Annotated in this window: 1 protein-coding gene; it reads right to left on the bottom strand. The window is 64.3% G+C overall.

Going from position 1 to position 1,088, the window contains the following annotated elements:
* Window positions 1–118: 118 nt before the first annotated feature.
* On the bottom strand, window positions 119–1,088 hold a 970-nt coding region (locus A2I95_RS41385), incomplete at its 5' end, for a DNA polymerase (RefSeq protein WP_291738084.1).

The raw sequence follows: 1,088 nt of genomic DNA, 5'->3' as shown, positions 1-1,088 counted from the left end.
CCGGAGTGGAGAGGGCCCAGCACTTTCCGCGCCGCGTCAGCGGCGCCCGGCCCAACGGGATGAGATCGCCAGATCGAAGCCGGGCGGGAGTGCCCCGTCTGTCTCAATAGGGGTCGCCTCAGTGCGCTTCTGCCCAGTTCTGGCCACGGCCTGCGTCCACCACCAGTTTCACACCCAGATGCACCGCCGGATCTGCGGCGGTCTCCATCACCTGGCGGGCGGCTGCGATGGTCTCCTCCACTGCCGCTTCCGGCACTTCGAACAGCAGTTCGTCGTGCACTTGCAGCAGCATCCGCGCGGGCAGATGGGTAATCGCCTCCGGCATCCGGATCATCGCCCGGCGGATCACGTCGGCGGCTGTCCCCTGGATCGGGGCATTGATCGCGGCGCGTTTGGCAAAGCCGGCCTTCGGCCCCTTGGCGTTGATCTCCGCCGTGTGGATCTTGCGCCCAAACAGGGTCTGCACATAGCCATGCTCTTTGGCGAACTCCACCGTCGCGTCCATGTATTTGCGGATACCGGGGAAGCGCTCAAAATAGCGGTCAATAAACCCCTGCGCGTCCTTGCGCGGTATGCGCAGATTGCGCGCCAGGCCAAACCCGGAGATGCCGTAAATCACACCAAAGTTGATCGCCTTGGCCTGGCGGCGGATTTCCGGCGTCATCTCGTCCAACGGCACCTCGAACATCTCCGATGCGGTCATTGCGTGAATGTCCTGCCCCTCGGCAAAGGCTGCTTTCAGCGTGTCGATGCCGGCCATATGCGCCAGGATGCGCAGCTCGATCTGGCTGTAGTCGAGCGACAAGAGCACATTGCCCTCCTCCGCCACAAAGGCCTCGCGGATGCGGCGGCCTTCCTCGGTGCGCACCGGTATGTTCTGCAGGTTCGGATCGGTCGAGGCCATGCGCCCCGTGCTCGCCCCGGTCTGGGCGTAGGAGGTATGCACCCGGCCGGTCTCGGCGTTGATGTGATCCTGCAGCGCATCCGTGTAGGTCGATTTCAGCTTCGACAGCTGCCGCCAGTCCAGCACCCGCGCGGGCAGATCATGCTCGGTGGCCAGATCCTCAAGGATATCTGCACCGGTGGCA

The organism is Leisingera sp. F5 (assembly GCF_001593695.1).
Note: the sequence above shows the minus strand (reverse complement) of the source record. Positions and strands in the feature narration are given on the sequence as shown.